Origin of the sequence: Clostridium coskatii (genome assembly GCF_001675205.1) — a bacterium.
Lineage (GTDB): Bacteria > Bacillota > Clostridia > Clostridiales > Clostridiaceae > Clostridium_B > Clostridium_B ljungdahlii.
This window is the reverse complement of record NZ_LROR01000032.1, coordinates 84,507-105,853: the sequence shown is the minus strand read 5'-3', so window position 1 is coordinate 105,853 and position 21,347 is coordinate 84,507. Positions and strand designations below refer to the sequence as shown.

Here is a 21,347-nt window from a genome sequence, read left to right as displayed (position 1 = left end):
AATAACGGTAAATTTATAATATAACCGTTAAAGACAGAAGTGGAGATAAATTATTATGAAAGTTAAAGATAAAACTGGATTAAAGAAATCAAACAAGATTTATGTTTCAAAAATTTTGAATGCTGCTGCTTTAGTTGTGGCAGTTCTTGGAATTGCATCATTAGCTAATAACATTTATTTGTTTAGGCAAGCTACTAATCAATATGTGGCTCAAGGATATTCTGCTGCTACTGTTACTAAACAGCTGCTTTCATCACAATTGCTTCCAGGGATATTTGAACCAATTGCACTATATGGAGGTATTTCAATTGTTTTATTAGCTATTAATATGATAAATAAAAAAGTTTCAAAATGCTTAGAATTATTAACTCCAGCTGAAGTTTGTCAGGAAAATATAAGTGATGACATTAATGCTGCTAGTAATGATGTTGAATCTGGTGACCATAGTATTCATACTGATGATAAGGAAAGCAGTGATAATGAAAAAAAACATAATCAATTACAAGGTTCAGAAAAACCTAGTAAAGCTTGATTAAAATAAATTTGATATATGATTTATGCCCTATAAAGTAGACTTTTAAAGGTTTGCTTATAGGGCATATTTGTTCATGCCAATTAAAATATAGTAAATGAAACAAATTTTTGTATATTTTAAAAAAGTAGTTAACATTATAGGAAAATAATAATATAATTGTATCATTAAGTTATAAATAAAATAGGAGGATACATAAATGGTTGGGTTACAAAAATATTTGGGAACTAAGGTTAATATATATATCTATGCTAGTATAGAATCTTATAATAATGAACAGGAAGATACGTCATTAAAGGATGTAACTGTTATGGGAGTAACAGATGATTTTATAGAAATAGAAGACGAAAGAGGACTTTCTCATTGTATAAATTTAAAAAAATGTTTTTCTGTTGTAGTTGAAAGGGAAGGGAGCCTTGGGTATTGATAGATGAAGCTATTAAGGAATATTATTACAACATATATAAAAATTTTTATTTAAATGCAGGAGTAATGTCCTGCTTTATAAAATCTCTTGTTTTTACATCTGTTGTAAATTTAGAGAATGTAGATATTGAAAGTAACATACAATTAGATATGACTAAAATTAAATCTGTTGGAAATGAAGAAAGTTTAGTTATACTGGATATACCAGGAGGCAGGGGACTTGAATACGGCTATAAGTATAGAGATAAATATACTATAGTACCAGATTTTAATATGGTGTGCCACGATTTTGGAGTAGTTAAAAGCAAGCCTATATTAAAAAAGCTTGCTTTATTTTCAAGCACACGTTTAAAAAATTATGATAAATACATGATTATACTTGATAATAATCGATATGTGGATATTGAAATAAACAGTGTAAATCAATATAATAATCAATATGAAATAACAGAAGAGGATTTGCCGGAAGTTGAAATGTTGAATTTTTTAAAAATCCATAACGTACTATATGTATGCGATGAAAATATAAAAGAAGATGTAAAGGAGTATTTGAATTACTTAAAGGCTAACAATATTGGAATTAATGTGAGTAAGTTAAAGGAAAAGAGGAATTGAAGTTAGATGAATAAGAAAAAAGCAGCATTAGGATTAATTATATCAGCTTTGGTTGGAAGCTCAATATATACATACAATCAAAATTATATAACTGAGCAGGATCAGGAGAATGCAGCACAGCAGCAGTCTGGCTGCACTTCACCTTTTGTGTACTATCCTAATAGTTTTTTTGAAGGATACAGAGTATCAAATGAAGGTAAATCAAATGTGGATTTTTATGGGTGGCACAGTTGGACAAATTCTACCAGTGGAGTGGTAAGTCCATATACAAGCTCTAATATAAGCAGCATTAAGACTAGCAATGGAGGAGTTACATCTTCTTCAGACCATATAAGTACTTCTGGTTATAGTGGTGTACATGCTGGTAGTGTGGCTGGATAGACTATATACTTTAGTAAAAATTGGCTAAAAACAGGACAGCAAGTATGAGACTTATAATAAGGAGTTTAGTAGGATGAAATATAACAATGTGGTAGATGAATTACTTTTTGAATATTACTCAATACACTGCAGAAGAAAAGGAGATGTCTATTCTCCATATCCTTTTTATTTAACAGAAATTGAATACAATAAAATAAAGAATTACACTAATGTAATTAATAGACTGTCTTTAGATGTGTTAAATAACTTCAAAATTAAATACAATGATTATGGCAGCATGATTCCTGATTTCCCTCTTAAAGATGAAATAATGCATTTGAATAGAGAAATTCCAGATATTTTTTGGACAAGATATGATTGCTTTCTCCAGTATGATGGCAAAATATTTTTTAGTGAAGGCAACTATGACAAGCCCTGTGCCCAAAGGGAGCTCGCAGTAGGTGAATACTTTAATTGCAATAATAATGTAAATAGAGGCTTTTCTGAAAATTTTAGAGAAAAATTTAATTCAATAATTCAAAAGTATTATGGCAGCAAAAAAATCAATGTATTAGTTCTGGCGGATCCATGTCATTATGAAGAAGTCCATTTATCAATGCTCTATAGAAAATGGCTTGAAGATGATAGGATAAATGTAATTTTTGGTGGAAGTAATAATATATACATTAAAGATGAAGAAGTATATTGTTTTAATAGGCACATAGATGTTATTTTGAGGCAATTTCCATGTGAAAATTTATATGAGGTTAATGACATTAAACTTCTTTTAAATTTATATGAAAAAAATAAGGTGCTTATATTAAATGATCCTAGAGTAATAATTCTTCAAAGTAAAAGTATATTTGCCTATTTTCACAAATTATTGAGAGAAAATAGGTTAGATGAAGGTACTGCAAGTGTCGTAAGAGAATGTATCCCATATACAGAGTTATTAAGTGATACGAATTTTGATAAGGCTAGATATAATAAGGATAAATATGTAATAAAGCCTATACTTGGACGTTATAGCGAAGATGTATTTATAGGAAAGCTGTATTCAAAAGAAGAATGGAAAAGTATTTTAGATGACATTAAAGAGTATAGGAATTATTACGTTATTCAAGAGTTTAGGGAGATAAGAAAAGACAATATAGTTGAATTAAGAGGAGGATATCCTCATACTGTTGATGCTTTTTGCAATTTGGGAGTTTATCTCACATGTAATGAAATAAGGGGAATATGCTCCAGATGGAACTATGACTATCTTACAAATAATGAAACTACATTTATAACTCCAATAGGAATAAGAAATCCTAAACTAAATCTAAAATATAATAAAAATATAAAAGATAGATATAGTGAGTTTAAAAAGGTAAATTTAGATCTCGTAAAGCTAGGATTCAACGGTGCCTATAATAATGCAAGAGAGTACATATCTTTAGATGAAGTCATCTTAAGTAGTGACAAATTTGAAGAGTTAAAAAATGCTTCCTGTGAAGTATTGAACATATTTAGGAAGGTTTCTGAATTTGTATATAAAAATAAGGGATGGTTTGATGAAATTTTAGGAACATCAAATGTAAGTGAAAGTATATATTCATCAAAAGATTTTAAGTACTTGAGTATTTTAGGAAGAATGGATTGGGCTCTGGATACGGATAACAATTTGAAACTTATGGAGCTAAATAATGAAACTCCTGCTGGACTATATGAAAGTACTATTGTAAATGACTATCTTGTAAATAGATATAAACGTAATGTGCAAAATCCAAATAAGAATTTCAAAAACATTTTAAGTGAAAATATTGAAGGATATATAATAAAATATTCCCCAAAGACTATAGGAATATTTAGTACATGTTATTATGAAGATTACTATAATATAGATATTGTATATAACATAATAAAAAAAATAAGTGACAAATACGGAATTAGAGTGATAAGAGGTAATGTGTATAATCTAAGAGTTGAAAATGGTAGGTTATATTACTTTGATGATAAAGTTGATATGATTTATAGGTATTTTCCACTAAATTGGTTTGAAAAATTCAATATGCAAGATGTTGGAAAGTGGATAAATAATGAAAATTGTATAAATCAACCTGTAACTATGATAGGGCAAAGTAAGTCCATTTTTGCTGTGGTATATGAAATGCTTGGAACAGATTTTTTTACACAGCGTGAAAAAAGCGTAATACTAAAATACATTCCATGTACTGATTTTAGTAATAAATCTATGAAAACCATAGATTATATCTGTAAACCCATATTAGAAAGGGAAGGAGAGGGGATATACACTAGGGGACAGCTATCTTGTCAGGATATAAACAATCTGGATAACTATATTTTTCAAGAGAGAATTAATATAAAAACTTTAAACTATATATGTAGGTCAACATTTGGTGAAGATAGAAAAAATTTATTTCCGATACTTGGATGTTTCTATAGTGAAAGTGAATTTATTGGAATGTACTGCAGGCTAGGAGATTTAATTACTAGAGAAAACTGCATATATATGCCTGTATATATTGATAGGATGGTATAAGGATGAATAAAGAAAATGCTAATAAAAGATATAAAAATAAAAAAATAGTTATAATTGGAATTGCCGTTGTACTGCTAATTTCTTTAGTTGTTGTATATGTGAAAAAATATGAAAAACTTGTAAATAAATCTTATGTTGGAACTTATCAATTGCATGAGGTTGGTGGGTTTTATTTAGGTAAAGGAAATAATGATAATGATAAGATGGAATATGTATTTCAAGTAGAACCTATAGATGGATCTAAAACCTTATCTGATAATGTAGATGTTACAGAAGGTGTAACTATAATAGAAAGTTATACTGAAGGGGAAAAAGAATCAATATTAAAAATTGCAAATAAATCAATTGCAAAAAAATCAATGGATCTCTTTAAGAATAACTTAGGAAAAAATGATACAGTTTCTGTTTTTGCGGCTTCATATAAAAACTTGAGTGGTAAAGTCAATACAAAGTATGAGTATGAAATTTTGATTAACAAAAGTGATATAAAGGACTTTGATGATTAAAAAGGAGCAAAACATACTCCTTTTTCAAATATTTAATATAAATACATAGAGCTTAATAATCGCCTCTTCCCTGGCTATCTACTTTAACTTTTACATTAACTTGTATATTAGAATTGCTTATTACTTCATTCCAATCTGTGCCTGTTTCCCTGCCGTATTTAGCAGCAGCCACCCTACCCAGGTCTAAAACATCAACTTTATATTGACTTTTTATTTTATTTATAGTATTATCACACATTTCCTTAACTGAACTTTCCATACTTTGTTCAAATTCCTTCGTTTCTTTTAAATCTTTATACATATTATTATATAATTCATTATCTATCACAGTACCCTTTAAATCCAAATTTATTATAAAATTATATTTGCCATTCTCCTTGTAACACTTAACTTTTCTCTTAGAAGTTGCATAAAAATCCGTATACTTTTTCGAATTTTGTTGTAATGTTAAAATTCCTTTTACATTACTTTCTTTTAGAAGATTTATGATCTTAGCCTCTTTCACATCTGTTTTTGCAATCATTTTATCTTTGTTAAATATGGCAACACCTGTAGTTTTAATTAGGTTACCTCCGCCACTATTTTTATCACCTGTAATTTCTATATAGGGGAGCAATGTATTTCTACCTTCTGCATCTATTCTTACTATAATATCCATTATGGTATACTGTGAAGGAAAAAAATTAAATTGATTTGAGTTTTTTACCATTTCATAAATATATTCTGCAGAACTAGCATAACCTTTTACGTTATATTTAAATATATCTTCAACTTTCCCTTTACATACTACAGAAAATGCCCTGTCATTTGTATTTGCATTATTAAGAATTATATCTATAAAATTTTTTATGCCATTTCTAGAAGCTTCTTCACTGAAAATATATATTCTATTAATACCTAGTAAAAACTTTTTACTAGATTTTAGCTGCCTATTTTCTCTAGTTCTTCCTACAGTTGAGCCCTTTCCTGTAAGTACATTGCTTACTATTTTATTACCAGATTCAAATGAGTGCATAAGAATTGGTACAATATAAGTAGTATAGGAAGAAGTTTTTTCTATATCGGCTCCAACTCCCACAGGTATTTGTAGGTTTTCAACAAGTTCTCCTTTTGTGCCCATAAAGGATATTACAAAAATTAATATGATTAAAATTAGTATAAAAAATTTATTCTTTTTCAAAGTTACCACCTTTTTTAAAACTTATTAAAATTACTATTAGTGAAATATAAATTAAGTTGTATATCAAATAAAATGACATTATCATGTCTGTATAATGTCTCCTTCTAGTAGGAGTTCCATATAAGCTTGATAAAAATAAAATTATAGGGCATAAAATTAAGGCAAATGTTTGGGGGGATATTTTATTTATAAGTCTATTCATGCTATAGCAAGATGAAAAATAATAAATAGATATACATCTTAATACTACCAATCCCCACAATGATACAAATATGTACCTAAAACTATTGATAATAGGTATATTTATACTATCAGCTAATGTTAATATTGGGCATAAGTACTTAGGTGAAATTTCAATACCCAAATAATATATGGCTAAAAAAACAAACCACGTATAAACAAACATAGTAATTACAGTGCTTGTTATTCCACATTTTAGTAACTTGCTCTTATCTTCAAGGAAGGGGTAAATAAAAAAAGCAATTTCAGCACCGCAATAAAAAAAAGCTGTTTCTTTTGAAGATATTAATATATTTTTAAAACCTGAACCCAATACAGGCATAAGATTTAAATAAGTTCCGTATTTTAAAGTTGCAACAGGTACCAAAAGTAGTATTAGCGCTAAATAAAAAATTATTTTACATAATCTACTTAAGGGTTTCATACCTTTATAAGCTGTGTAAGCTGCAACAGTTAGTACAGGCAAAAATATTTGGTAATCTTTTAAAAATGCTGTGGCATATACTTTAAATGTATTAGATAAGCCTGTAAGTTCAGTAGAGGTTACAAATATAAAAAATGTTATAAATATAAAATTCAAAATACTACCTAAGATTTTACCAAGAGATTTTTTACTAAGGCCGAATATGTCATCACTTGGGAATTTATTACAGGTGTAATTTGCTAATATTAATATATATAGGGGATATACTGCACCTATTATGCAGCCTATCCATCCGTCTTGTCTGGCATCTTTTATGACAGAGTTAGGTAAATATAAACTTCCAATACCAATAAAAGATGAAAGTAAAAAAAATGTAAATTCACTTGATGTTATAAATGTATTTTGAGTTTTATTCATTTATTTTTCCCCCTAAAACGCTGCCTTATAGGATTTATATTAGGTATAATTTTAGGTCGTTTAATCATATCTTTAATGGGTGCTCTTATAAAAGTATCTTTCATATCGCTTTTATTGAATTCAAAATAAGGTACTCCAAAGTTTTCAAGGGAGCAGAGATAGGATAATATAAAAAACCATCCTATAATTATTCCAAGCACACCAAGCCAATTTGAAAGTATAAGCATGGGATATGCAAGAAGTCTTATTGCAATGGACATTTGATAATTTGATATTAAAAAAGAGGATACAGTAGAAATACCAGCAACAAATAACGTAGAAGAACTTACTATTTTAGCTTTAATAGCAGCATCTCCGATAATAATACCCCCAACTACACTAAGGGTTTGGCCAATTTTACCAGGAAGTCTTAAACCGCCTTCTCTTAAAAACTCTATAGTTAAATTCATAGCCAAAAGTGACATAAAAGGTGTTAGAGCTATTCCTTTTCTAGATTCCACGAGTGACTCTACAAATTCAATAGGTATGAGATCAGGATTGAATTTAATAAAAGTTATATAAATTGCTGGAAGAGTTATTACTATGAAAGCAGCTATAAATCTTAGGATTCTTGTAAAAAATGCTTGAACTGTTCTTCCATAATAATCTTCTGGTGTTTGAAAAAATTCTACAAATGTAGTTGGATAAGTTGTAACGTAGGGAGTTCCCTCTAATAAAAAGGCAATTCTGCCTTCCATTAGTGCAGCTACTATTATATCTGGCCTTTCAGATCCTATAGTTTGAGGAAAAAGGCTGTACGTGTGTTCTTCTATGAGTTGTTCAATTGTACTATTTGCGGCTACAAAATCCTTATCTATTTTACTTATTTTCTCCTCTATGCTGCTTAAAAAGTCTTTGTCAACTATATCTTCAATATACACTATGACAAAATTACTTTGACTTCGTCTTCCTAATTTAAATTTATGTAAAGTTAGCTTTTTATCTTTTATTCTTCTTCGTAGTATGCTTATATTTGTGTCAAGGTTTTCTACAAATCCTTCTCTTGGGCCTCTTAATGACACATCGCTAATCGGTTCAGAAATTTGCCTGTAAGTACCACCTGAAGTATCTATTACAATAAAATTTGAAATACCATTAAGTACTATTACAGTTTTACCACTATTTATACTATCTGGGATTGTATTTATATCAGTTTCTATACTTGTATTACTTGCAGCAATATACTTTTTGCATAAATAGTCATCCACATTTTTAATAGTTGATATATCTTCATGTACGTGAAGCATTAGAGGATTTAGTATATCTCTATCTATAATATTCTTATCTGTTTGAGCATTCAAATATATAACAGCAGCTGTTAAACTATTTTTATCTCCAATAAATATATATTTTATTACTAATTCGGATTTGTTACCAACCAAATTTTTTATATTATCAATGTTAGAATCAATTGCGGTTTCTGTGTTTTGCATGTTTATCACCTCCCCATTAATAATATAGTTAGTATGCTCTTTTTTTTTATATTTATCCCATGATTACTCGGGAGGATACCCCTACGAATAATTTAATTAATAGTTAAGAATGAAAAGTTAATAGTTATTGTACAAAAAACCAGAAGCTTTTAAACTTCTGGTTTTTATAGAATAAAATAGATTAAAAATCAACCTTTTTACCATAATAGATGTATTCTAATAACTTTTTCATTTCAGTATCATTTATACTTCTAGGATTTGATCCAGTGCAGGCATCTAATACGGCATTGTGAGCTATAAAATCTTCACTATCTTTAAATTCTTTTTCATCTACTCCGTAATCTTTTAATGTTAAAGGAATATCCATACTCTTATTCATATCTTTAATCATGTTGGTTAATGAATCTACTAATTCATCATCAGTATTTCCTGGAAGTTTAAGACTCCTAGCTATTTCAGCATATCTTGGTGCACAAGCTTTTTTATTGAAATCTATAACATAAGGAAGATATATTGCATTGGCACATCCATGAGGGATATGGAATACTGCACCTGTTTTATGTGCTAAACTGTGAGTTATTCCAAGAAGTGCATTTGAAAATGCCATTCCAGCTAAACATTGAGCTAAATGCATTTGGTTTCTAGCTTCTTTATCTTCATTGTAAGATTTAATTAAATACTGATTTACCATAACTATAGCTTGAATAGCAAGAGGATCTGAGAAAACTGAATGAAGTCCTGCAACATATGCTTCAATAGCATGGGTAAGTGCATCCATTCCAGTATGTGCAGTTAATTTAGGTGGCATTGTTTGAGCTAATGCTGGATCAATTATAGCTATATCTGGTGTTAAATTGAAGTCAGCTAAAGGATATTTAATTTTAGCTTTATAGTCTGTTATTACAGAAAATGCCGTTACTTCTGTTGCAGTACCACTTGTAGAAGGTATAGCTATAAATGTTGCTTTTTGTCTTAATTTAGGAAGACCAAAAGGAACCACAGCCTCTTTAAAAGTAAACTCAGGGTATTCATAGAATATCCACATAGCTTTTGCTGCGTCAATTGGTGAACCCCCACCTATTGATACTATTAAATCTGGTTCATATTCTCTCATTAGTTTAGCGCCATTCATAACAGTTTCTACAGATGGATCTGGTTCAACTCCTTCTATTAATTTTGATTCAATACCTGCTTCTTTTAAGTAGTTTACTACCTTATCAAGGAATCCAAATCGTTTCATGGATCCACCACCTACGACAATAACAGCTTTTTTTCCATCTAGGTCTTTCAAGGTTTCTAATGAATTTTCTCCAAAATAAATGTCTCTTGGTAAAGTAAATCTTGCCATTTTTATCCTCCTTGTAAATACATAAAGTATTTTTTAAAAAGATTGTTAAAATATTATCTAACTGATTATACTATACTTATATGGATTATGCAAATCAGTTTTGGTAATATTTTGTTATGTTTTAGAACGTATATCTTTGTAAATATTAAACTATTGATAAGTATATTTCTATTATGTGAAGTAGAAAATAAAAATATACCGTATTATGAAGTAAAACGGTATATCTTTAGATTAGTATTTTTTCATATAGTAGTTGGAAAAGATGAGATTCAATATAACTTTTAAAAGCACAATAGCTGAAAGTGTAATACAAATTGTTCTAAATCCTAAAAGTCCAGTTACAATAATAACTGCTGATTCAAGGTAAATCATTATAGTGTAAACAAAAGATTTTGTCTTTGCTTTTATGAATTGTGTACGCTCTTCTGTTTGTGCCATTTCAATTTTTGCTGCTTTTTTAGGATCCTTTAACAACTTTAGGCTGGTGGCAATGCCAATAACTCCAGCGATTGTAAAAGAGATGCCAATTCCTGAAAGTATATCTTTACTGTGATTGTTTGCAAAATCTCCAAATATAAAAAATAACAGTGCAATAATACCGAAAATAGTTTGAAATATAAAATATATAAGATTTCTTTTAGCATGATACATAAAACTATTCCTCCTCTTCAAAAATAAATACTTGTTCAATCGTCATGTTAAATATCTTTGCTATCTTATAAGCAAGAAAAATGGATGGATTATATTTACCATTTTCCAGTGATATTATTGTTTGTCTTGTTACATTGCAGAAATCTGCTAATTCTTCTTGTGTGATTTTTCTTTCTTTCCGAAGTTCCCTAATTTTATTTTTCATATTTTGAAGATTCATCTCCTAAATGTATAGTACACTTTACAATTATAGTATAGTACACTTTACATTTGGTATCAAGCTAATTTTACAATTATGTATATGTTTATGAAGTTTTTAACTAAAAAATAAACTTATGAGTAGAAATATTTAACTGTATAATACATATAAGTAACTTTGTATTAAATTTAGGATGGAGTTAGGCAAAATTTTATACAAATTGGACAAGTATCGAATAAAGTATATAAAAATGTAATATTATGATATATAATGATATTAAATTTTGAAAAGGAGAATGTAATATGATTTCTATAAATGGAGTAAAATATGTAAAAGATATGTGCCAAACGCAAGCAGATATGATACCAGGTGGTGTTATATATTTAACCAGTGATGGAACTACTTATACTTGGAGAAAAGCGTCTAAGGAATTTGATTTAAATATATTTCAAGTTGGTGAAAAGTTGAATTCAAATAGTATAACTGGTAAAGCTATGAGTCAAAATAAAATGATTATAGAAAATGTCCCACGTTCTTTATATGGAATGAGACTGAAGATTGTGTCGGAACCAATAGTGAATGATGAAGGACAAACTGTAGGAGTGTTTTCTACTGTATTTCCAGTGCAGCATCCATTAATGAAGGCATTTGATGATTTTGCACCAATATTATCTGAAATGTTTTCTGATGGTGCTATTATTTTTACTACAGACTTAAATAAATTTATAAGCATACAAGATTCAAAAGATTTTAAGCTGTCTCAATTAAAGGTTGGAGATAATTTTAAGAAAGATACTACAGTTGCTGAAGCTGTGAAAACTAGAAAACCAGTGTCTGTAGAGCATGATGATTCAATGTATGGTGTACCAGTTTTATCAGTTTGCTATCCTTTATTTAGTGATGATACAGGTGAATTAATTGGAACTTTTGGTCTTATGATTCCTAAAGTTGAAGCAAATAATTTGAAAGAAATGTCCAGGAGTTTAGAAGATAGTCTTGCCCAAATAACTTCTACTATTGAAGAATTAGCAGCATCGGCATCTACTATACATGAAAATGAGCAGAATCTTAATAATAGTATTAATGAAATAACAGATTTATCACAAGAAATAAATGGTGTAGCTTCACTTATAAAGGGCATAGCAGATCAAACTAAGATGCTTGGATTAAATGCCTCAATTGAAGCAGCTAGGGCCGGAGATGCTGGAAAAGGTTTTGGAGTAGTTGCTCAGGAAATTAGAAAATTATCGGAACAGTCAAGAAGCACAGTGCCTAAAATTGCAAAGTTAACGGATAATATTAAGGAAAAGGTTGAGTCTTCTAGCAAGATGAGTCAAGATTCATTAACGTCAAGTCAAGAACAGGCAGCTGCTGCACAGGAAATCACAGCTAGTATAGAAGAAGTTACTTCTATGTCAGAAAAATTAAATGAAATTTCACTTAAACTATAATATAGAATTTTAAATAAAAGTATTGATATTAAAGGGTGGACAGTAGTTTTTACTATAGCCCTTTTTATTATCTTGTCATTGAATATAATTTTAAGACGATCTAAAGATGTAATGGATACATTTTTAAATATAATATTTTATGTTTGAAAAATATTTGTATGCTTATAAAAAAATAAACTTATGCGTAGAAATGTTTTACAATAAACAAGTATATTTAACCGTACTTGTGGTTGTAAAGTATTTGAAGCATAAGTTTATTTTTTGTTCAGAAGCCTACTTAGAGCTATTAAACTAATTTTTTATTAAATATATTTGAAAGACCAGTATTTTTAATTCTATTTTGTATTTCTTCTCTGTCTATGGAATATAGACCTTTTTCTTTCATTCTGTTAAAAAATTCTGCACCAGCAAAAGTATATCTATTTTTTCTTCCTTCTTTAGTGTGTATTTTGGAAGTTGCATAGCTTATGATATCTCCAATAGCTGTATTAGTTGGAAGTGTTAGAGTAGGAATATTGAGTGCACATTTTACGGCATTATGACCGGCAAGAGATCCTGTACATATAGCTTCTGTGTGACCTACAAAGAGACCACTTTTTTCTCCACCGCAAAATAAGTTATCTATGCCATTTACTTTTAAGTCCACAGAAACGGGTGCGATGGAAAGATATCTTATGGAATTTCCCTTACCTCCAGAATACGGATCTATGAATTTGACATTTTCTAGACCTTGTATTTTACGCAACTTTTCTAAAGGATAATAAGATGTCATTAACTTTACATGGCCTGTATCTAAAAGTATTACATTTTGTGCAAATTCTTTTAAAGCATACTGCTGGCATACTTTAGCCTTTAACTTATCCATATTTACATCTTCTTCTGGAACTTTAAGTACTACTGCACCTTTTTCTTCAATTTCATGTAAGAGATTTTTATCTATAGTATCTTTAGCAAGTTTACAGGAACCGCTGAAAGCTCCGTAAGTTCCATCTAATCTCTCGCCGTGAAGATCTTCTACTCCAGCACATTTGCTTATGCTTATTCTAGGTCCGAAGGAAGGACATCTAAGTATGCACATGGAACAGCCGTTACCATATTTTATACAGTTTCCCATAGGACCTGTGGAACCTGTAGTCTCAACAAAGGCATCTGCTTCTTCATAATCTCCATTTGAGGTATATATGCCTTTTATTTTAGTCCCTTCCATTTTTACATCCACTACTCTTGATATTAGCTTTAGTTTTATGCCTTTACTTAAAATATATTTTCTAACAGCTGGTTCGATTTTATTTACATCATAGAGCCAAGCATGAACATGATTTATGGTATTGCAGCAGATTTAGGGAATACTAGGATGAAACTTGTGTACTTTTTCACTTCCCCATAAGTAAACATCAATATCACCTGTATTACCATTCCAGTAGATTTTGTCAATTATGTTTTCTAAGATATGCCTTTTGATTGACACATTTTTTATTAGGGCAAAGGATGAATTGAAATTTTCTAAGGCTTTTTCTATTATATCTAGATCTACATTTTCTTCTTCAATATTTTTAGACTTGTCTAATTTCAAATTTAAATCCTTTATTGTTTTTGCTAAGTTTTCTATTTTATTTAGGATAAATTCAGAAGCAGGGGAGTCATCTGCATTTATATTTGATAATTGTTGCAACAATGTGTTCATTTGGGTACTTTTATCTTCAATTTCTCTTTTTAGCATTTCAACAAAATTATTTTTAATAGAAGAAGTTGATTCATTTTTACGATATTGTAGTTCTTTTAAAAGCTTATTTATATTTAGTTTTTTAATATTTTCAGCAATAGCTTTTTCAATTTTTGGACCGTTGGCATTAGGGTTAACACATCTGGTTTTTCCAGAATGGGCTTTCATTGTACACACATAATAGTAAGTTCTTTTATTTTCACTTTTTTTAGATCTTCCATAAGAGACACGCATGGGTGAACCGCACAAAGCACATTTTAATATTCCAGATAATAAAGATTTTTTAGATGTTCCCTGTCTTGGACTAGATTTCCTTTTATTTTTATCTAATTGAAATTGCACTTCTAGCCAGGTAGTACTTTCAATAATTCCTTTATGCTTGGCAACAGCAGCAATCCACTCACTTGTACTTCTAGTTATATATTTTGAATTGCGTTTATTATATGTAATGATTCCATTGCCATTAGGTATGCCGCAGGTAGTTATACCTAAGTCTTTTAAATATTTAAAAACTAAATCGTTTGACTTTACATAAACAGGATTTCTAAGAGTATCATTTATTGACATAGATGAGAAGTCTCCACCATTTTTGCCTTTTATGTTATTAGTAAGTAGATATTTAAGAACTAGGGATATAGAACCAAATTCCATGTATTTACCATATATCAATTTAACTTTATCCAATTCCTTTTGTATAGGAGAAAGTTTATGCATAAATTTTTGTTTCATTTCAGAGTTATAATAAGTTACTTTCTTAGAGTTGAAACCAAGGGGAGTTTGACCTCCCAGCCAGCGTCCGGATTTTGCAAGTTCTAACATATTATCTCGAACACGTTCTGCAATAGTTTCGCGCTCTAACTGTGCAAATACAGAAGCTATATATACCATGGCTTTACCCATAGGGGTACTTGTATCAAATTGTTCTTTTACACTTACAAAAGATATATTATGTTTCTGTAATAATTCTAATGTAGTAGAAAAATCAGCAACATTTCTACTAATCCTGTCTAACCTGTAGCATATTAAAAAATTAAATTTTTCTTTTCTAGCATCTTTTAAAAGTTCTTGAAATCTAGGTCTATTTGTATTGCCGCCAGAAAAACCTTCATCTTCATATATTATAAAACTGCTTATTTTCAAATTATTCTTTGCATATTCTTTACATATTTGTACCTGACTTTCTATAGACTCACCTTTGCATGTAAACTTGGATTTTCTGCTGTATACAGCTGCTATCATTTTTTAAAATCACATCCTCAAAAATTAATATAGTCCTATATTAAATTACATGGCCTTAATTAACTTTTTATTCCTTTTTAAATTAAAAATTTTCATCACACAATAAGTTGAGGTGCATATAATATTGTAGGTAAATATGCTTAAAAAATAGCTGGGAGATGTTATTTTATGGCCAAGCTAATAAAAGTAAGAATGCATTATTCAAAAGACCCTAAAATAATGGATGAACTGGAAACAAGAATGGCAAGAGTTTTTGCAAGAGCACTTATAAGCGAATTACGTGTTGAACAAATAGATGAACTCATAAAAACATTAAAAGAAAGACAAACATGGAAGAAATAAATAAGTATAGACATATTGAAAACCATTCAAACTAAAATTAAGAATATGAAAAAAGTGAGTGTACCTTCAGAGGAGGTATAAGATGGAAAACAAAACTAAAATGAGATTTGAAAATATAGAACAGAGAGATAAGCAGTTAAAAGAGTTTAGAACTATAAAATATATTATAGATAAGAAAAATCCTTTAATAGTATGGATATATATTTAAAAAGTAGTAGGGGAGGAATGAGTTTGAGTAAACTATATGAGATTTCAGAGAGATACAGAAATTTGGAAGATTTATTGGACAATCCGGAGTTAGAAAATGCCAAAAGTGATATAGAAAGATCCTTAGATTCAATTAACGAGGAATTTAATGTAAAAGCTGAAAATATTGCTAAAATAATTAAATCGAAAGGTACGGACATTAAAGGTTTGGAGGAGGAAATTAAAAGACTTCAAGATAGAAAAAAAGTAACAGAAAATAAAGTCTTAAATTTAAAAAGTTATTTATTTGACCATATGAAGATATTAAAGAAAGAAAAAATAAATGGTAAACTATTTACTCTTTCAATAAGAAAAAATCCACCTTCTGTTAATGTAATAGATGAAGATGCTATTCCACAAAGGTATAAGATTCCTCAACCATATAAACTGGATAAAACGGCTATATTAGAAGACTCAAAACAAGAAATAAAGATAGATGGTGTGGAAATTAAACAATCCACAAGTTTAAGTATTAGATAGAGGAGGTGAAGCAATATGAATAAGGAGGTACGGCTTTTAAAAGCAGATGAAATTGAAATAAGGGTACAGAGCTTAAAGAAAACTCCAAATGGTGTAGGGTGTGTTTTGCTCTTATATAAAGATGCAAGAGTTGATATGAAAATACTTGATGAAACCTTTGGAATGACAGGGTGGAAAAGAACCCATGAACTTATAAATGGAAGACTATTTTGTAATATAGATATTTGGGATGATGAAAAGAAACAGTGGATTAGAAAGCAAGATGTGGGAGTGGAAAGTTATACGGAAAAAGAAAAAGGTCAAGCTAGTGATAGTTTTAAAAGGGCAGGATTTAATATTGGAATAGGAAGAGAACTTTATACAGCTCCTTTTATATGGATCGGTTTACAGCAGGGAGAATTTGCTGAAAAAGATGGTAAAGTTACTCTGTCGCCAAGGGTACATTTTCAAGTTAAGTCAATAGGATACAATAAGAATAGGGAAATTAATCAGTTGGAAATTCAAGATAATTATTATAGATTAAGATATTCTTTAGGAAAAGCTGCTGGTGACCAGAGTAAAACAGTTACTATAGACAACAAAGACGTAATAAATAAAAATGAACTTCACTGTGAAAAGTGTGGAAACATCATATCGGAAAAAGTAGCAGATTATAGCAATAAAAAATTTGGAAAAATGTTATGTATGAATTGTCAGGTAAATATCAAAGGTGCCCGAATTTTAAGTACGGCAAAATAAACAGAGTTCTTGAAACCATATGGATACTTATTATAGACATGTCAAAACATCCTAGAAAGATGACCTTTTGACATGTTGCTTTTATTTGAATTTTAATAAGATCGCAATACTGTAAGTGGAGCATGCTTATGACCGGGAAAATCTAAATTTTTGTGTCTAGTAAGGCTGTCTGTGATGCTTATTAGATCTCCTGCTCCAAGTGCAGTGATTTCTTCTGCAGCAGTGTATCTGCCGTTATTTCTCATTATTCCTCCTACATTTCCTAGGCCAAGTACCATGTCGGTTTTTTCATATATAACTACATCAGCACCTGCTTTTTTAGCAGATAAAGCTGCGGCACATGCGAACCAGTTTAAATGACACCTAATTTTGATATGATGATATTTAAGGAATTAGTATCATAATCATATATTATTTCTTTTACTAGATTTTTAATATAAATCCTTCTTAAATCATTATTAGAAGTATTGAGTATTTTTTTTATAGTATCATATATTACATCTATATTATTCTTATTTAAGTCATTTAATAATTTTTCCCTTTGTGATTTCAATAAATATTCTTTTAGACTATTATTGTTTTGAGTTAGATCTTCAATTTTTTTCATTAATAATTTTGAAGCATCGTTTGACATTAGAGCCAATTTATCAATTAAATTATTGATTAAAATGTCATTTGATTTAATTTTTTTATTTATAGATTTAATTTCCTGATCTATACCCTTAATATCATTAGATTGGTTTAGATATTCCTTTAAATAATTTTTGTCTAGGAATTTTTCTAAGAAAGATAGGAAATCATCTTCAGCATAATCCACTCTTAAGTGTTTACTAGGGCATCCTATACCGTTCCACTTATTTGCACAAACAAAATAATATTTTTGAGGAACTTTTTTCCTTGGAGCACCTGGCTTTAAAAGCATATGGCCACCACATTTGCACCTTATAAGTCCGCCAGATAAAAAGGAATAACTGCTTTCATGTGGGTGAGGGGCAATTGTTTTTTCTTTTAGTTTTTCTTGTACACGTACCCATAGCTCTAGGTCTATAATAGGTTTATGAATTGATATACTAACAAATTTATCTATATTGTTCCATGTCTTTTTCCCATTAGATTTAGGCCTGCGATTATAAGGTAAAAAGCCACAATTATTAGGCTCACCGTAAACAGTATACCCTTGACTTTCTAGATATTTAACTGATTCATTTGTTGCCTTAAGATATGTTGGATTTATTAATATATTTGATATAGTTTTGTTAGGATAATTTTTACCTTTAGCCTTGAAACTTTTGCTTATTTTATACATTGAAAGTCCTAGAGCATATTGTTCAAATATTTCTTTTATGTCCTTTGCATCATCTTCTATAAGTTCTAAATGAGTTATCTTTTTGCTATTTTCTTTAATACGATTTGCCTTATATCCTTTAGGAGGAGTTCCACCACTCCAGTGACCCATTTTGGCAAGTTCCTTCATATTATCTTTTACCCTCTGTGCTATATTCATTCTTTCCATTTCGGCAAAAGAAGCTAAAAGCATCATCATCATTTTACCAACTGGGGTAGAGGGGTCAAAACCTTCAGTGATACTTATTAGCTTAATGTTTAATTTGTCTAATTCATCATATACATTTACGAAATCTACTATATTACGAGCTATACGGTCTATTTTGTAAACAGCTATTACGTCAAATTGTCTAATTTTAGCCAGTTCCATCATTCTTTGAAAGGAAGGTCTATTTATATTGCTTCCAGAGAATCCTTCATCTTCAAATATTTCAAATTTACATTCTTCATTTTGCCTTTTAAAATACTGTTTACAGATGGCTATCTGGTTCTTTATGCTTTCGCCTGTGTCTGTTTCTACAGATTTACGACTATATATTGCTACTCTTAGCATAACACCACTCCTCAAAGATTAATTAAAGGACATGTGATTGTAACATTTTTTAAAATAAATTATTTTACATTTCATCATGTCCGTTTATGGAAAGTTTATAAAAGATTTAGTGAATTAAAGTCTATTTCTAAATTATCATAAATATTGACTTTAACCTTATCATTAAAAGAATATAATTTAGGAGCGTTATAACCATTATCAGTTAATGTATATACTAAAATATTTTGCTCCATAGGATTTATAATCCAGTATTCTCTAACTTTAAATTGCTCATACAAATTTAATTTTCTTACATAATCATTGCTGGGATTGAAAGGAGATATAACTTCAACTATCATATCAGGAGAACCAACACAGCCTTTATCATTTAGTTTATTTTTATCGCATATAACTGATATATCTGGTTGAATAATATTTTTACTATGAATAGTGTCTTCATCATCGTTTTTTAATATTACATCAAAGGGAGCGGTATAAACTTCACATTCTCCTTTATTATCTTCTATATATCTTCCTATAGCTATTAACAGCTTTGAAACTATCATTTGATGTATTCTACTTGGTGCTGGTGACATTGCTGAAATCCTCCCGTCTATAATTTCTACAGGTTTATCATCTGTGAATTTTAAATAATCTTCATAAGTATATATTCTATTATCTATTGGATTTAGAGACATGAATATCACATCCTTTCAATATTTTATTATTTTTTAAGCTCCTTTTTGCTTTCCTGAAACTGATAATATTTCCCCTTTTGATTCAGCATCTAGTTCGATTGCATAGGCTTCAACTTCTCTTTTTTTATATTCTTCAAAATTTTCTACATCTTCAGGGGATGTTGTGGGGGTGTCATTGTCGGTTGATTCTTTAGCAGCGGAAGTTTCATCATTAAAGTGTCTTGTAAATGCATTTTTAAGATGCGACATTAGTTTATTCCTAGTTTCATTGTCAAGTTCCATATAACTTTTAATAATATCAAGTTCAAGTGAAGTTAATTTATTTGCTTTAGCATATTCATCAAGAGAAAATGTATCACTCTCTTTAATTGGATTACCAGTACCATATCGTAGCCACTCTTCACTTACGGAGAACTCGCGACATATATCATTTATAACTCTATCAGTAACATTTTTGGTTTTTTTTCTTTCAATATCAGAAAGGGAACCTTGTTTCAAACCAAGTCTTAAGGACATTTCGTTTTGTTTTATTATAAGAATCTTTTCTCTTAAATAGCGTATTCTATCGCGAATATCGCCAACGTTATTCTTAACCATTTTAATTCCTCCTACCATTAACTGTTGATTCAATTATAAAATAAAAAAATCGGATTGTCTATATAAAAACATGAAAATATATTGACAAAAATAGATAATCTATATTATAATATGGTTAATCCGATAGAAAGAGATAATAATTCAAATTAGATAAAACCACATCTATATAACTCAAAAGCAACCACAATCCTTCAAGTGGTTTTCAGCTAGAGAGTAGAAATATTGATATAAGAAAATTAATAAAAAGTAAGGAGGAAAAATTATGGAAGCTATATTAAGAAGAGAAGAAAAGCCAGCGGTTGATGAAATGGTTGAATTTTTAAAAGATTTAACGGTTCAAGAGCAAGAAGAAATGGCTAAATACATGGCAGCTTTTAAGGAAGGCTTTGAGTTTGCAAGAAGAAATTTAGATAGGCCAAGAAAATGTATGGCATAGGAAAAATACAGTTAAAAGTAACCAAAAGTTATTAACTTGAATAACATAATAGTAGTACTTTTATGGAGGCTTATTTATGAAAAAGGAGAGGGAAAGACTAAAAATAGTGGTTTTAAACCCAGAAGAGATTCCAGCGGCAAAGAGAAGATTTACAAAACTAGTTTGTGACTTGAATAGGGATAAAATACTTAAATGTATTGAAGACCTAAAAAATGGTGAACTTAAGGATGCAAAATGATTACCAAGGCTGAAAAGCCTTTTATAAAAAACTATTTTTAGTAAAATGCAAATACTTATCCAATATATCCTATGCAGCAAGCTAAAAATTAGTACCAATAAATATAAGAGAGGTAATTTAAACATGGGAAAAAGTATGTTTAAGAAACTTTTAGAAAGAAGAATAGGACAAGCTTTATCTGATGCAGAGCTTAAGGAAATTGAAAAAATGGTAGCTGATGATATAGCATTTAATTTTAAAAGCTTTGGTAAAAAGCCTAGCTACAATGAGGTAATAGCAATTACAGAAAGATGTGCTATTGCATTTAAAAGGTGCTTACAGCAGGAGGATAAAAATACTATATATGGTTTTTATAAACTATAAAGGCA

The 21,347-nt window shown here is 29.4% G+C and carries 24 protein-coding genes and 2 pseudogenes; 14 read left to right on the top strand and 12 right to left on the bottom strand.

Annotation, left to right across the window (positions count from 1 at the left end; translation table 11 throughout):
* The first annotated feature begins 55 nt into the window (after positions 1 to 55).
* The 6 genes from CLCOS_RS04285 to CLCOS_RS04260 all read left to right on the top strand — a co-directional run bounded on the left by CLCOS_RS04285 (position 56) and on the right by CLCOS_RS04260 (position 4,984).
* Entirely contained in the window at positions 56 to 532 is a 477-nt protein-coding gene (locus CLCOS_RS04285; protein ID WP_063600505.1) for a hypothetical protein, read from the top strand.
* Positions 533 to 731: 199 nt separating this feature from the next.
* Positions 732 to 959 carry a hypothetical protein gene (locus tag CLCOS_RS04280; protein WP_063600504.1) on the top strand — a complete coding sequence of 76 codons (228 nt, stop codon included), beginning with the start codon at positions 732 to 734 and terminating at the stop codon, positions 957 to 959.
* A complete protein-coding gene (locus CLCOS_RS04275) occupies positions 956 to 1,573 on the top strand; it encodes a hypothetical protein (RefSeq protein ID WP_063600503.1) in 618 nt (205 codons plus the stop codon). Before CLCOS_RS04280 ends, CLCOS_RS04275 begins: the two co-directional genes overlap by 4 nt.
* Positions 1,574 to 1,579: 6 nt before the next feature.
* A complete protein-coding gene (locus CLCOS_RS04270) occupies positions 1,580 to 1,954 on the top strand; it encodes a hypothetical protein (protein ID WP_063600502.1) in 375 nt (124 codons plus the stop codon).
* A 73-nt stretch (positions 1,955 to 2,027) separates the two neighbouring features.
* A complete protein-coding gene (locus CLCOS_RS04265) occupies positions 2,028 to 4,478 on the top strand; it encodes a glutathionylspermidine synthase family protein (RefSeq protein ID WP_063600501.1) in 2,451 nt (816 codons plus the stop codon).
* 2 nt (positions 4,479 to 4,480) lie between these two features.
* A complete protein-coding gene (locus CLCOS_RS04260) occupies positions 4,481 to 4,984 on the top strand; it encodes a hypothetical protein (protein WP_063600500.1) in 504 nt (167 codons plus the stop codon).
* A gap of 52 nt (positions 4,985 to 5,036) precedes the next feature.
* Here the strand turns inward: CLCOS_RS04260 and CLCOS_RS04255 are convergent, their stop codons facing one another.
* The 6 genes from CLCOS_RS04255 to CLCOS_RS04230 form a co-directional block, all read right to left on the bottom strand.
* A complete protein-coding gene (locus CLCOS_RS04255; RefSeq protein WP_430392609.1) occupies positions 5,037 to 6,173 on the bottom strand; it encodes a Ger(x)C family spore germination protein in 1,137 nt (378 codons plus the stop codon).
* The gene (locus tag CLCOS_RS04250) at positions 6,151 to 7,245 is read right to left on the bottom strand and encodes a GerAB/ArcD/ProY family transporter (protein ID WP_063600498.1); all 1,095 of its coding nucleotides are present in this window, start codon (positions 7,243 to 7,245) and stop codon (positions 6,151 to 6,153) included. The genes CLCOS_RS04255 and CLCOS_RS04250 overlap by 23 nt, the downstream gene beginning before the upstream one ends.
* Positions 7,242 to 8,717, bottom strand: a complete 1,476-nt coding sequence (locus CLCOS_RS04245; RefSeq protein ID WP_063600497.1) for a spore germination protein — start codon at positions 8,715 to 8,717, stop codon at positions 7,242 to 7,244. Before CLCOS_RS04245 ends, CLCOS_RS04250 begins: the two co-directional genes overlap by 4 nt.
* Positions 8,718 to 8,898: 181 nt before the next feature.
* Entirely contained in the window at positions 8,899 to 10,065 is a 1,167-nt protein-coding gene (locus tag CLCOS_RS04240; RefSeq protein ID WP_013238501.1) for an iron-containing alcohol dehydrogenase, read from the bottom strand.
* A gap of 231 nt (positions 10,066 to 10,296) precedes the next feature.
* Complete coding sequence (locus tag CLCOS_RS04235) at positions 10,297 to 10,716, bottom strand: hypothetical protein (protein ID WP_013238502.1); 420 nt, start codon at positions 10,714 to 10,716, stop codon at positions 10,297 to 10,299.
* A gap of 4 nt (positions 10,717 to 10,720) precedes the next feature.
* Entirely contained in the window at positions 10,721 to 10,921 is a 201-nt protein-coding gene (locus tag CLCOS_RS04230; RefSeq protein WP_023163472.1) for a helix-turn-helix transcriptional regulator, read from the bottom strand.
* 296 nt (positions 10,922 to 11,217) lie between these two features.
* On the opposite strand from CLCOS_RS04230, the gene CLCOS_RS04225 reads away from it, so the two are divergent.
* Entirely contained in the window at positions 11,218 to 12,366 is a 1,149-nt protein-coding gene (locus tag CLCOS_RS04225) for a methyl-accepting chemotaxis protein (RefSeq protein WP_013238504.1), read from the top strand.
* 286 nt (positions 12,367 to 12,652) lie between these two features.
* Here CLCOS_RS04225 and CLCOS_RS04220 read toward each other — a convergent pair.
* Positions 12,653 to 13,684: pseudogene (locus CLCOS_RS04220) on the bottom strand (FAD-dependent oxidoreductase); the annotation flags it as partial.
* A gap of 21 nt (positions 13,685 to 13,705) precedes the next feature.
* Complete coding sequence (locus CLCOS_RS04215; protein ID WP_013238506.1) at positions 13,706 to 15,328, bottom strand: recombinase family protein; 1,623 nt, start codon at positions 15,326 to 15,328, stop codon at positions 13,706 to 13,708.
* A 168-nt stretch (positions 15,329 to 15,496) separates the two neighbouring features.
* Between CLCOS_RS04215 and CLCOS_RS22295 the strand changes: the two genes are divergently transcribed.
* The 4 genes from CLCOS_RS22295 to CLCOS_RS04205 all read left to right on the top strand — a co-directional run bounded on the left by CLCOS_RS22295 (position 15,497) and on the right by CLCOS_RS04205 (position 17,134).
* Positions 15,497 to 15,670 (top strand): hypothetical protein, encoded by a 174-nt coding sequence (locus tag CLCOS_RS22295; RefSeq protein ID WP_013238507.1) that lies wholly within the window; start codon positions 15,497 to 15,499, stop codon positions 15,668 to 15,670.
* Positions 15,671 to 15,752: 82 nt separating this feature from the next.
* Positions 15,753 to 15,878 (top strand): hypothetical protein, encoded by a 126-nt coding sequence (locus tag CLCOS_RS22935; RefSeq protein ID WP_013238508.1) that lies wholly within the window; start codon positions 15,753 to 15,755, stop codon positions 15,876 to 15,878.
* Between the two features lie 17 nt (positions 15,879 to 15,895).
* Positions 15,896 to 16,396, top strand: a complete 501-nt coding sequence (locus CLCOS_RS04210) for a siphovirus Gp157 family protein (RefSeq protein WP_013238509.1) — start codon at positions 15,896 to 15,898, stop codon at positions 16,394 to 16,396.
* 15 nt (positions 16,397 to 16,411) lie between these two features.
* Positions 16,412 to 17,134, top strand: a complete 723-nt coding sequence (locus tag CLCOS_RS04205) for a hypothetical protein (protein ID WP_013238510.1) — start codon at positions 16,412 to 16,414, stop codon at positions 17,132 to 17,134.
* Between the two features lie 119 nt (positions 17,135 to 17,253).
* Here the strand turns inward: CLCOS_RS04205 and CLCOS_RS04200 are convergent.
* From CLCOS_RS04200 to CLCOS_RS04185, 4 genes and pseudogenes are all read right to left on the bottom strand, one after another.
* A pseudogene (locus CLCOS_RS04200) lies at positions 17,254 to 17,508 on the bottom strand (FAD-dependent oxidoreductase); the annotation flags it as partial.
* Entirely contained in the window at positions 17,487 to 19,031 is a 1,545-nt protein-coding gene (locus tag CLCOS_RS04195; protein ID WP_063600496.1) for a recombinase family protein, read from the bottom strand. The gene CLCOS_RS04195 and the pseudogene CLCOS_RS04200, both read right to left, overlap by 22 nt.
* Before the next feature lie 95 nt (positions 19,032 to 19,126).
* On the bottom strand, positions 19,127 to 19,708 hold the full coding sequence (locus CLCOS_RS04190) for a Uma2 family endonuclease (RefSeq protein WP_063600495.1): 582 nt from the start codon (positions 19,706 to 19,708) through the stop codon (positions 19,127 to 19,129).
* Between the two features lie 33 nt (positions 19,709 to 19,741).
* Positions 19,742 to 20,305, bottom strand: coding sequence for a helix-turn-helix domain-containing protein (locus CLCOS_RS04185; RefSeq protein ID WP_082853502.1), 564 nt, complete (start codon positions 20,303 to 20,305; stop codon positions 19,742 to 19,744).
* Between the two features lie 262 nt (positions 20,306 to 20,567).
* Between CLCOS_RS04185 and CLCOS_RS22290 the strand changes: the two genes are divergently transcribed.
* The 3 genes from CLCOS_RS22290 (at position 20,568) to CLCOS_RS04180 (ending at position 21,342) form a co-directional block, all read left to right on the top strand.
* Positions 20,568 to 20,741, top strand: coding sequence for a hypothetical protein (locus CLCOS_RS22290; RefSeq protein WP_156496365.1), 174 nt, complete (start codon positions 20,568 to 20,570; stop codon positions 20,739 to 20,741).
* Between the two features lie 76 nt (positions 20,742 to 20,817).
* The gene (locus CLCOS_RS22285; protein ID WP_156496364.1) at positions 20,818 to 20,979 is read left to right on the top strand and encodes a hypothetical protein; all 162 of its coding nucleotides are present in this window, start codon (positions 20,818 to 20,820) and stop codon (positions 20,977 to 20,979) included.
* A gap of 45 nt (positions 20,980 to 21,024) precedes the next feature.
* Positions 21,025 to 21,342, top strand: coding sequence for a hypothetical protein (locus tag CLCOS_RS04180; protein WP_206599422.1), 318 nt, complete (start codon positions 21,025 to 21,027; stop codon positions 21,340 to 21,342).
* The last annotated feature ends 5 nt before the right edge of the window (positions 21,343 to 21,347 follow it).

Excerpts from the sequence above, each read along its gene's own strand:
- CLCOS_RS04190 (WP_063600495.1), bottom strand. The coding sequence starts at position 19,708 with ATGTCTCTAAATCCAATAGATAATAGAATATATACTTATGAAGATTAT.
- CLCOS_RS04250 (WP_063600498.1), bottom strand. The coding sequence starts at position 7,245 with ATGAATAAAACTCAAAATACATTTATAACATCAAGTGAATTTACATTT.
- CLCOS_RS04260 (WP_063600500.1), top strand. The coding sequence starts at position 4,481 with ATGAATAAAGAAAATGCTAATAAAAGATATAAAAATAAAAAAATAGTT.
- CLCOS_RS04185 (WP_082853502.1), bottom strand. The coding sequence starts at position 20,305 with ATGGTTAAGAATAACGTTGGCGATATTCGCGATAGAATACGCTATTTA.
- CLCOS_RS04230 (WP_023163472.1), bottom strand. The coding sequence starts at position 10,921 with ATGAAAAATAAAATTAGGGAACTTCGGAAAGAAAGAAAAATCACACAA.
- CLCOS_RS04235 (WP_013238502.1), bottom strand. The coding sequence starts at position 10,716 with ATGTATCATGCTAAAAGAAATCTTATATATTTTATATTTCAAACTATT.
- CLCOS_RS04180 (WP_206599422.1), top strand. The coding sequence starts at position 21,025 with ATGCAAATACTTATCCAATATATCCTATGCAGCAAGCTAAAAATTAGT.
- CLCOS_RS04210 (WP_013238509.1), top strand. The coding sequence starts at position 15,896 with ATGAGTTTGAGTAAACTATATGAGATTTCAGAGAGATACAGAAATTTG.
- CLCOS_RS04285 (WP_063600505.1), top strand. The coding sequence starts at position 56 with ATGAAAGTTAAAGATAAAACTGGATTAAAGAAATCAAACAAGATTTAT.
- CLCOS_RS04280 (WP_063600504.1), top strand. The coding sequence starts at position 732 with ATGGTTGGGTTACAAAAATATTTGGGAACTAAGGTTAATATATATATC.
- CLCOS_RS04270 (WP_063600502.1), top strand. The coding sequence starts at position 1,580 with ATGAATAAGAAAAAAGCAGCATTAGGATTAATTATATCAGCTTTGGTT.
- CLCOS_RS04240 (WP_013238501.1), bottom strand. The coding sequence starts at position 10,065 with ATGGCAAGATTTACTTTACCAAGAGACATTTATTTTGGAGAAAATTCA.
- CLCOS_RS22290 (WP_156496365.1), top strand. The coding sequence starts at position 20,568 with ATGGAAGCTATATTAAGAAGAGAAGAAAAGCCAGCGGTTGATGAAATG.
- CLCOS_RS22295 (WP_013238507.1), top strand. The coding sequence starts at position 15,497 with ATGGCCAAGCTAATAAAAGTAAGAATGCATTATTCAAAAGACCCTAAA.
- CLCOS_RS04195 (WP_063600496.1), bottom strand. The coding sequence starts at position 19,031 with ATGCTAAGAGTAGCAATATATAGTCGTAAATCTGTAGAAACAGACACA.
- CLCOS_RS04265 (WP_063600501.1), top strand. The coding sequence starts at position 2,028 with ATGAAATATAACAATGTGGTAGATGAATTACTTTTTGAATATTACTCA.
- CLCOS_RS04245 (WP_063600497.1), bottom strand. The coding sequence starts at position 8,717 with ATGCAAAACACAGAAACCGCAATTGATTCTAACATTGATAATATAAAA.
- CLCOS_RS04215 (WP_013238506.1), bottom strand. The coding sequence starts at position 15,328 with ATGATAGCAGCTGTATACAGCAGAAAATCCAAGTTTACATGCAAAGGT.
- CLCOS_RS04205 (WP_013238510.1), top strand. The coding sequence starts at position 16,412 with ATGAATAAGGAGGTACGGCTTTTAAAAGCAGATGAAATTGAAATAAGG.
- CLCOS_RS22935 (WP_013238508.1), top strand. The coding sequence starts at position 15,753 with ATGGAAAACAAAACTAAAATGAGATTTGAAAATATAGAACAGAGAGAT.
- CLCOS_RS22285 (WP_156496364.1), top strand. The coding sequence starts at position 20,818 with ATGAAAAAGGAGAGGGAAAGACTAAAAATAGTGGTTTTAAACCCAGAA.
- CLCOS_RS04225 (WP_013238504.1), top strand. The coding sequence starts at position 11,218 with ATGATTTCTATAAATGGAGTAAAATATGTAAAAGATATGTGCCAAACG.